This window comes from Pseudomonas sp. GW456-12-10-14-LB2 (genome assembly GCF_002884345.1).
Taxonomy (GTDB): Bacteria; Pseudomonadota; Gammaproteobacteria; order Pseudomonadales; family Pseudomonadaceae; genus Aquipseudomonas; species Aquipseudomonas paraglycinae.
On sequence record NZ_POHV01000074.1, the window covers coordinates 1 to 9,469 of the forward strand.

Annotated in this window: 8 protein-coding genes; 6 read left to right on the forward strand and 2 right to left on the reverse strand. The window is 59.1% G+C overall.

Annotation, left to right across the window (positions count from 1 at the left end):
* Window positions 1-348: 348 nt before the first annotated feature.
* The gene (locus tag C1X29_RS27930; protein WP_102688256.1) at window positions 349-1,569 is read right to left on the reverse strand and encodes a CaiB/BaiF CoA-transferase family protein; all 1,221 of its coding nucleotides are present in this window, start codon (window positions 1,567-1,569) and stop codon (window positions 349-351) included.
* A gap of 13 nt (window positions 1,570-1,582) precedes the next feature.
* Window positions 1,583-2,764, reverse strand: coding sequence for an acyl-CoA dehydrogenase (locus tag C1X29_RS27935; protein ID WP_064379316.1), 1,182 nt, complete (start codon window positions 2,762-2,764; stop codon window positions 1,583-1,585).
* Window positions 2,765-2,922: 158 nt separating this feature from the next.
* On the opposite strand from C1X29_RS27935, the gene C1X29_RS27940 reads away from it, so the two are divergent.
* The 6 genes from C1X29_RS27940 to C1X29_RS27965 all read left to right on the forward strand — a co-directional run bounded on the left by C1X29_RS27940 (window position 2,923) and on the right by C1X29_RS27965 (window position 9,393).
* Window positions 2,923-3,822: a LysR family transcriptional regulator gene (locus C1X29_RS27940; protein ID WP_102688255.1), complete on the forward strand. Its 900-nt coding sequence runs from the start codon at window positions 2,923-2,925 to the stop codon at window positions 3,820-3,822.
* 434 nt (window positions 3,823-4,256) lie between these two features.
* Window positions 4,257-5,378 carry a Re/Si-specific NAD(P)(+) transhydrogenase subunit alpha gene (locus tag C1X29_RS27945; protein ID WP_011331831.1) on the forward strand — a complete coding sequence of 374 codons (1,122 nt, stop codon included), beginning with the start codon at window positions 4,257-4,259 and terminating at the stop codon, window positions 5,376-5,378.
* A gap of 15 nt (window positions 5,379-5,393) precedes the next feature.
* Window positions 5,394-5,714 (forward strand): NAD(P) transhydrogenase subunit alpha, encoded by a 321-nt coding sequence (locus C1X29_RS27950; RefSeq protein WP_003220416.1) that lies wholly within the window; start codon window positions 5,394-5,396, stop codon window positions 5,712-5,714.
* Complete coding sequence (locus C1X29_RS27955) at window positions 5,714-7,147, forward strand: NAD(P)(+) transhydrogenase (Re/Si-specific) subunit beta (RefSeq protein ID WP_085613551.1); 1,434 nt, start codon at window positions 5,714-5,716, stop codon at window positions 7,145-7,147. The genes C1X29_RS27950 and C1X29_RS27955 overlap by 1 nt, the downstream gene beginning before the upstream one ends.
* 215 nt (window positions 7,148-7,362) lie before the next feature.
* Window positions 7,363-8,856 carry an acetyl-CoA hydrolase/transferase family protein gene (locus tag C1X29_RS27960; RefSeq protein WP_064592552.1) on the forward strand — a complete coding sequence of 498 codons (1,494 nt, stop codon included), beginning with the start codon at window positions 7,363-7,365 and terminating at the stop codon, window positions 8,854-8,856.
* A gap of 321 nt (window positions 8,857-9,177) precedes the next feature.
* Window positions 9,178-9,393 carry a DUF1127 domain-containing protein gene (locus tag C1X29_RS27965; RefSeq protein ID WP_007911656.1) on the forward strand — a complete coding sequence of 72 codons (216 nt, stop codon included), beginning with the start codon at window positions 9,178-9,180 and terminating at the stop codon, window positions 9,391-9,393.
* Window positions 9,394-9,469 lie beyond the last annotated feature (76 nt).

Here is a 9,469-nt window from a genome sequence, read left to right on the forward strand (position 1 = left end):
CGGGAGGCGAATTCTACAGCGTTACACGCCGCTGTCAACACCTCTTTTTCTCCGCTTTCGACCGAGAAGATCGAACCGTTAAAAGCGCCGAACAAGTCGACATTTCCAACTCCTTCCAGGCTTCGATGAACTGAAGCGACCCGCCTTCGAAACCTACTTAACTCATTGAATCTCAAGGAGTTTTCCGTTTCGTCTGCGCCGGAAGTGGGGCGAATTATAGAGACTCAGGATCTGCCGTCAACCCTTAATTTCGCTTTTCTTTCAATAACTTGCGGATAGGCCAAAAAACATCCAATTCCCTCTATATAGAAAAGGATTCAGCACCCCTTCTATATAGAGAGAGAACCATCAGAGCACTCCATCCTCTTTCATCGCAGCCACTGCTCCAGCCCCAAGACCCAGCACCCGCTGCAAAACGTCCAAGGTGTGTTCGCCCAACAAAGGAGGCGCAAGGCGATACTCGACAGGCGTCCGCGACAACCGGATCGGGCTGGCCACCTGCGGCACCATCCCCGCCAGCGCGTGAGGCAGCTCAATCGCCAACCCGCGAGACTTCACCTGCGGATCCTCGAATACCTGTGACAGATCATTGATCGGCCCACACGGCACACCTGCCTGCTCCAACTGAGCCACCCACTCTGCAGTTGTCTTGAATACAGTAGCCTGACGAATCAGCGGAATCAGCACCGCACGGTTCGCCACCCGCAGCTTATTAGTCGCGAAACGCGGATCGTCCGCCCACTGGGGCTGCCCCGCCACTTCGGCAAATTTGCGGAACTGCCCGTCATTGCCCACGGTAAGAATGAAGTCGCCATCGGCCGTAGGAAAATCCTGGTACGGCACGATATTCGGGTGCGCATTCCCTAGCCGCTTTGGCGCATTGCCCGTCGTCAGGTAATTCATCGCCTGGTTAGCCAGACAAGCCACCTGCACATCCAGCAACGCCATATCGATATGCTGCCCGCCGCCATCGTGATCACGGTGAGCCAATGCCGCCAGAATCGCCACGGTCGAATACAACCCCGTCAGGATATCCGTAAGCGCCACACCCACCTTCACCGGCCCGGCACCTTCATCACCCTCAGGTCGCCCGGTCAGACTCATCAGCCCGCCAAGCCCCTGGATCATGAAGTCATAACCCGCACGCTTGGCATACGGTCCGGTCTGACCAAAACCGGTGATCGAGCAATAGATCAGATCCGGATTGATCGCCTTCAGCGACTCGTAATCCAAGCCATACGCCGCCAGACCACCCACCTTGAAGTTTTCGATCAGGATGTCGGACTTGGCTGCCAGCTCCCGAACGAGCTTCTGGCCCTCGGGACGCGTAAAGTCGATCGTCACCGATTGCTTGTTGCGATTGGCCGACAGGTAATAAGCCGCCTCGCTAGTGTTCTCGCCATAAGCGTCCTTCAGGAAGGGCGGCCCCCAGGCGCGAGTGTCGTCACCATTGCCCGGGCGCTCGACCTTGATCACTTCCGCCCCAAGGTCAGCAAGAATTTGCCCGGCCCATGGGCCGGCCAGCACTCGCGATAAATCCAGTACCCGCAGATGCGACAGCGCGCCCATGGTCGCTCTCCTATTAATAGAACGCCTGCAGGCCGGTCTGCGCACGACCGAGGATCAGCGCGTGAACGTCGTGAGTGCCTTCATAGGTATTCACCACTTCCAGGTTGACCAGGTGACGGGCCACGCCGAATTCATCGGATATCCCGTTGCCGCCCAACATGTCACGCGCCATGCGGGCGATCTCGAGAGACTTGCCGCAAGAGTTGCGCTTCATGATCGAAGTGATTTCAACCGCAGCAGTGCCTTCATCCTTCATGCGGCCCAGACGCAGACAGCCTTGCAGTGCCAAAGTGATCTCGGTCTGCATGTCAGCCAGCTTCTTCTGGATCAACTGAGTGGCGGCCAGCGGACGACCGAACTGTTGACGATCCAAGGTGTACTGGCGAGCGGTGTGCCAGCAGAACTCGGCAGCACCCAACGCGCCCCAAGAGATGCCATAACGTGCGGAGTTGAGGCAGGTGAACGGACCTTTCAGACCGCGCACGTCTGGGAATATGTTCTCTTCCGGCACGAACACGTTGTCCATGACGATTTCGCCGGTGATCGAAGCGCGCAGACCGACCTTGCCATGAATCGCCGGAGCGCTCAGACCTTTCCAGCCCTTCTCCAGAACGAAACCACGGATGTCGCCCGCATCGTCCTTGGCCCAGACCACGAACACATCGGCGATCGGGCTGTTGGTGATCCACATCTTGGCGCCGGTCAGGCTGTAGCCGCCTTCCACTTTGCGTGCACGCGTAATCATCGCGCCCGGGTCGGAACCGTGGTTCGGCTCGGTCAGACCGAAGCAGCCAATCCACTCGCCGGAAGCCAGCTTCGGCAGGTACTTCTGTTTCTGTGCTTCGGTACCGAATTCGTTGATCGGCACCATCACCAGCGAAGACTGCACGCTCATCATCGAACGGTAGCCAGAGTCGACACGCTCGACTTCACGAGCGATCAGGCCATAGCTGACGTAGTTGAGGCCGCTGCCACCGTACTGCTCGGGGATGGTCGCGCCCAACAGGCCGACCTCACCCATTTCACGGAAGATCGCCGGGTCAGTCTTTTCATGGCGGAAGGCTTCGAGCACGCGCGGCGCGAGGCTCTGCTGGGCGAATTGCTCGGCAGTGTCGCGGATCATGCGTTCTTCTTCAGTCAGCTGTTGATCCAGCAGCAGTGGATCGATCCAGTTGAAGCTAGCTTTACCGCCCATGAGTGAGTCCTCGCAAATCGGGTGAATTAACGTGGCATTGATCCTAGGCGCGCTTCCCCATCCCGGCAAACGAGGATTTCGCATCCTGTTGTGCTAATTTCTCACTCCGAAACGTCGCGAGATGCCGATTAAGCGATGTATTAGTGAGGTTGACGTACATGCGCCGCAAGATACCCAGCACCACCGCCCTGATCAGCTTCGAGGCTGCTGCCCGTCACGAGAGCTTTACCAAGGCCGCTGAAGAACTTTCCCTCACCCAGGGCGCCATTTGCCGACAGATCGCCAGCCTGGAGGACTTCCTCAGCGTCGAACTCTTCCGACGCTCGCGTCGCGGGGTGAAGCTGACAGAAGCGGGCCTTTCCTACAGTCGTCGGGTCGCCACCCAACTCGACGCCGTTGAGCGCGACACCCTGTCGGTGATGGGTCAGCAAGGCACCAATGTGATTGAGCTCGCCGTGGTGCCCACCTTCGGCACGCAATGGCTGTTGCCAAGACTGAAGGACTTCCAGCTCAAACATCCGGAAGTGACGGTCAACCTGACCAACCGCACCCGCCCGTTCCTATTTGCCGATACCGACTTCGATGCCGCCATTTACTTTGGCGATGCCGACTGGTCCGGTACCGAATCCCACAGGCTGATGGGCGAGAATCCGATGCCTGTATGCAGTCCCGTCCTGCTCGGCAACAAGACGCATCTGACACCTGAAGAAATCGCCGATCTGCCGCTGCTCCAGCAAACCACCCGCCCCTACGCCTGGCGACAGTGGTTCAACTCGCAGCACCTGAACATCCCCCGCGACATGACAGGTCCGCGCTACGAGCTATTCTCCATGCTGGCCCAGGCGGCCATGCATGACATGGGTATCGCGCTGATCCCACCATTCCTCATTCAGCGCGAACTGGCCGAGAAACGCTTGGTGATTGCCAACCCGAACGCGCTCTCCAGCATCAAGGCGTATTACCTGATGATTCCGGAGCGAAAGGTCGAATCCGCGTCACTCAAGGCTTTTCGCGACTGGCTGGTGAACCAAGCACACAGCTACAACCTAGAAGGCTAAAGGGTTTCAGCGATTGCTAACCCCGTAGTCAGGAAAATTAAAGCCCTACAGATATAACTATTTGTCGCAAATCGACAGACTGTATCCGAAAGTCGTACAGACGTCCCACAAGCGCCTGACGACGTGGCTTTGAGCCCCCATTCACGACTCATTGCGGCCTATTCACGTCACCGATGAGAAAAATCTTCAAATTCATCCAGAATCCTTGAAAGGCACGGCCTGCAAGGGATTCAACTGGCCATCTGCGACATTCGGTCACGGGATGACTTGTAGTTAATTTTCCGTCACCCGTCATAATCCCTTGAAGGGCATAAACTTCGCCTGCAAAATGCCGCGCCCCGCCCTGATTTGGCGGGATCGTGCTGATCGGCCGCCCCAGTCGCACCATCCGTAGTGCATGGGTTTACTCAATAAGATCACGCAGGAGATTTGACGTGCACATTGGTGTTCCTCTCGAAACCCAGACCGGTGAAACACGGGTTGCTGCAACCCCGGAAACCATTAAAAAGCTGATCAGCCAAGGTCATAAGGTCACTGTGCAAACCGGCGCCGGCGTTAAAGCCAGCGTTGTCGACAGTGCCTATGAAGCGGCAGGCGCAACCATTGGCAGTGCCAATGACGCGTTTGGCGCCGAGCTGATTCTCAAAGTGGTCGCGCCAAGCGATGCCGAACTGACGCTGATCAAGCGCGGAACGGTGCTGGTGGGCATGCTCAACCCGTTCAACAACGACACCATCGCGAAGATGGCCGAGTGCGGGATTACCGCGTTCGCCCTGGAAGCGGCACCACGTACCTCCCGGGCCCAGAGTCTCGACGTGCTGTCATCCCAGGCGAATATTGCCGGCTATAAGGCCGTGCTGCTGGCCGCTCACTACTATCCGCGCTTCATGCCGATGCTGATGACCGCTGCGGGCACCGTGAAAGCGGCGCGCGTGCTGATTCTGGGGGCCGGTGTGGCCGGGTTGCAGGCGATTGCCACGGCGAAACGTCTGGGTGCCGTCATCGAAGCGTCCGACGTACGTCCGGCCGTGAAGGAACAGATCGAGTCCCTCGGCGCCAAGTTCGTCGACGTGCCTTACGAGACCGATGAAGAACGCGAATGCGCGGTCGGCGTCGGCGGTTACGCACGCCCGATGCCGGCGAGCTGGATGCAGCGTCAGGCCCAGGCCGTGCACGAGCGCGCCAAGCAGGCTGACATCGTCATCACCACCGCACTGATTCCGGGCCGCAAGGCACCGACGCTGCTGAGCGCAGACACCGTGGCGCAGATGAAACCCGGCTCGGTGGTCATCGACCTCGCGGCCGCTCAGGGTGGCAACTGCCCGCTGACCGTGGCCGATCAGGTCGTGATCGAGAACGGCGTGACCATCGTCGGCCCGACCAACCTTGCCGGTGAAGTCGCCGCAGATGCCTCGGCGCTGTACGCACGCAACCTGCTGGACTTCCTGAAGCTGGTCTTCACCAAAGAAGGCCAGTTCGAAGTGAACCTCGAAGACGACATCGTCGCCGCGTGCCTGATGTGCCGCGACGGCCAAGTCATCCGCAAAAACGCCTAAGCAGGGATTCAGACGATGGAAGAGCTTATCTCCCCCGGTATCTACAACCTGATCATCTTCGTGCTGGCGATTTATGTCGGTTACCACGTGGTCTGGAACGTTACACCCGCGCTGCACACGCCCTTGATGGCAGTGACCAACGCCATTTCGGCGATCGTGATCGTCGGCGCCATGCTCGCGGCCGCACTGACCGTCACCCCGCTGGGCAAGACCATGGGCACCCTCGCCGTGGCACTGGCTGCGGTCAACGTGTTCGGTGGCTTCCTGGTGACCCGCCGCATGCTTGAGATGTTCAAGAAGAAAGCCCCGAAAGCAAAAGAAGAGGCGCCTAAGTAATGAGCATGAACCTCGTCACGACGCTCTACCTGATCGCGTCGATCTGCTTCATCCAGGCCCTCAAGGGGCTGTCGCACCCGACCACGTCGCGCCGCGGCAACCTGTTCGGCATGCTCGGCATGGCGCTGGCAATCATCACCACTGTCGGCCTCATCTATAAGCTGGGCGCTGAGCTGGCCACCGCCGGTATTGGCTATGTGATCGTCGGCCTGCTGATCGGCGGCACCGCCGGTTCGATCATGGCCAAGCGCGTTGAAATGACCAAGATGCCGGAACTGGTTGCGTTCATGCACAGCATGATCGGTCTGGCAGCGGTGTTCATCGCCATCGCCGCCGTGGTCGAGCCGCAGTCGCTGGGCATCGTCAAGCAACTGGGCGACTCGATCCCGGCGGGTAACCGTCTGGAGCTGTTCCTCGGCGCAGCCATCGGTGCAATCACCTTCTCCGGTTCGGTGATTGCGTTCGGCAAGCTGTCGGGCAAGTACAAGTTCCGTCTGTTCCAGGGTGCACCGGTACAGTTCAGCGGTCAGCACAAGCTGAACGCGGTACTGGGTCTGGCAACGCTGATCCTCGGCGTCACCTTCATGCTGACCGGCAACCTCGCCGCGTTCGCACTGATGCTGGCCCTGGCGTTCGTCATGGGCGTGCTGATCATCATCCCGATCGGCGGCGCCGACATGCCGGTGGTGGTGTCGATGCTCAACAGCTATTCCGGCTGGGCGGCGGCAGGTATCGGCTTCTCGCTGAACAACTCGATGCTGATCATTGCCGGCTCGCTGGTGGGTTCGAGCGGTGCGATCCTCTCGTACATCATGTGCAAGGCGATGAACCGTTCCTTCTTTAATGTACTGCTCGGCGGTTTCGGCAATACAGCAGATGCCGGTCCTGCCGGTGAGAAGGAAGCCCGTCCGGTGAAATCCGGTTCGGCTGACGACGCGACTTTCCTGCTGACCAACGCCGACACCGTGATCATTGTTCCGGGTTACGGCTTGGCGGTGGCTCGCGCACAGCACGCCTTGAAAGAGCTGACCGAGAAGCTGACCCACCATGGCGTGACCGTGAAGTATGCGATCCACCCGGTGGCCGGTCGGATGCCTGGCCACATGAACGTACTGCTGGCCGAGGCCGAAGTGCCGTACGACCAAGTGTTCGAGATGGAAGACATCAACTCCGAGTTCGGCCAGGCCGACGTGGTGCTGGTGCTCGGCGCCAACGACGTGGTCAACCCGGCCGCCAAGAACGATCCGAAATCGCCGATTGCCGGCATGCCGATCCTCGAAGCGTTCAAGGCCAAGACCATCATCGTCAACAAGCGCTCGATGGCCAGCGGCTATGCCGGTCTGGACAACGAACTGTTCTACCTGGACAAGACCATGATGGTCTTCGGCGACGCGAAAAAAGTCATCGAAGACATGGTCAAAGCGGTCGAATAACTCGCTCGCTGCTTCACCGGACGCCCCGACTTGTCGGGGCGTTTTTGTTTACGCAAAACGTCGGACAATTTGCCGCGTTGTTGCAGATCCAGTAACGGTGTTTTACTTGAAACCCGCTAAATAGACGCCTCGTTTGCGACCTTGGTAGCGGGACAGGCGCTCGCGAAATTCACTAGACTGCGCATCCTGCTACTCGCTGCCCGAGAAAATAATCCATGTACCGTGACCGTATTCGCCTGCCTTCGTTGTTGGATAAAGTGATGAGCGCCGCCGACGCCGCTGCGCTGATTGAGGACGGCATGACCGTCGGCATGAGCGGCTTCACCCGCGCCGGCGAAGCCAAGGCCGTGCCCCATGCGCTGGCCGAGCGAGCCAAGGTCACGCCGCTGAAGATCAGCCTGATGACCGGCGCCAGCCTGGGCAACGACCTCGACAAGCAACTGACCGAGGCTGGCGTGCTGTCGCGGCGCATGCCGTTTCAGGTCGACAGCACGTTGCGCAAGGCAATCAACGCCGGCGAAGTGATGTTCATCGACCAGCACCTGTCGGAAACTGTCGAGCAATTGCGCAACCAGCAACTGAAGCTGCCGGACATCGCCGTGATCGAAGCCGTGGCCATCACCGAACAGGGCCACATCGTGCCGACCACTTCGGTGGGTAACTCGGCGAGCTTCGCGATCTTCGCCAAACACGTGATCGTCGAGATCAATCTGGCACACAACGCCAACCTCGAAGGTCTGCACGACATCTATATCCCGACCTATCGCCCGACCCGCACGCCGATTCCGCTGGTAAAGGTCGACGACCGCATCGGCAGCACCGCGATCCCGATCCCGCCGGAGAAGATTGTCGCCATCGTCATCACCCAGCAGTCGGACTCGCCGTCCACCGTGTCGTCGCCGGATGTCGATACCAAAGCCATCGCCGATCACCTGATTACCTTCCTCAAGCAGGAAGTCGATGCCGGGCGCATGACCAACAAGCTCGGACCGCTGCAGGCCGGGATCGGCAACATTGCCAACGCGGTGATGTGCGGGCTGATCGATTCGCCGTTCGAAGACTTGACCATGTACTCCGAAGTGCTGCAGGACTCCACCTTCGACCTGATTGATGCGGGCAAGCTGAGCTTCGCCTCGGGCAGCTCGATCACCCTGTCGGAGCGGCGCAACAGCGACGTGTTCGGCAATCTGGAGAAGTACAAAGACAAGCTGGTGTTGCGCCCGCAGGAAATCTCCAACCACCCGGAAGTGGTGCGGCGTCTGGGCATCATCGGCATCAACACGGCCCTTGAGTTCGACATCTATGGCAACGTCAACTCCACCCACGTCTGCGGCACGCGGATGATGAACGGCATCGGCGGCTCGGGCGACTTCGCGCGCAACGCACACCTGGCGGTGTTCGTGACCAAGTCGATCGCCAAGGGCGGCGCGATTTCCAGCGTGGTGCCAATGGTCAGCCACGTCGACCATACCGAGCATGACGTCGACATCCTGGTGACCGAGGTGGGCCTGGCAGACCTGCGCGGCCTGGCGCCACGGGAACGCGCCCGGGTCATCATCGATAACTGTGTGCACCCGGATTTCCGCCAGGCGCTGAACGACTACTTCGACAAAGCCTGCGCCATTGGCGGCCACACCCCGCATATCCTGCGTGACGCCCTGAGCTGGCACATCAATCTGGAAGAAACCGGACGCATGCTGGCGGTGTAATCCGCACAGATTTACCGCTGGCGCAAACACAGTTTCGCCAGCGGGATTCTGAAATCCACCGCAGCCGTCAAAAACTGTACTGCTGTACCGGTCTTTTCCTACGGCTTTTGCCTACTCGAATCATCGAATTGGGTAAAAATGCACCAAATAAGCGCAGACAGGTACAGTTTGCGCGATTTTTACCCATACACCCTCTATAAACAGTTAACTGGTCACTCACAATACAGGTGAACTGTATCTAGAGAGTCTGGCCAAACGAGAGGATCATGGGCACCAGTTAAACCACTACCTAATCCCGCCACAAGCGGAAGGATGTCAACCATGGAACGTACACTCAGTTCCGAACTGTTCTTCGAAGACAAAGCTGTAAACACCCAGGCTTCCCTGCCTCTGCGCGTTATCGCCAACCTGATGCTGTGGCAGCGCCGCATCTCCAGCCGCCATCAACTGGCTCGTCTGGATTCGCGTCTGCTGGCTGACGCCGGGATTAGCGAAGCACAACGCTACGAAGAGCTGAGCAAGCCGTTCTGGCGCTAAGCAGCGTCGCTGGCTCTGGTCGCTAGACCCACCGCCAGCAACCCGAATTGAACACACAAGACCCGTCGCGGGAAAC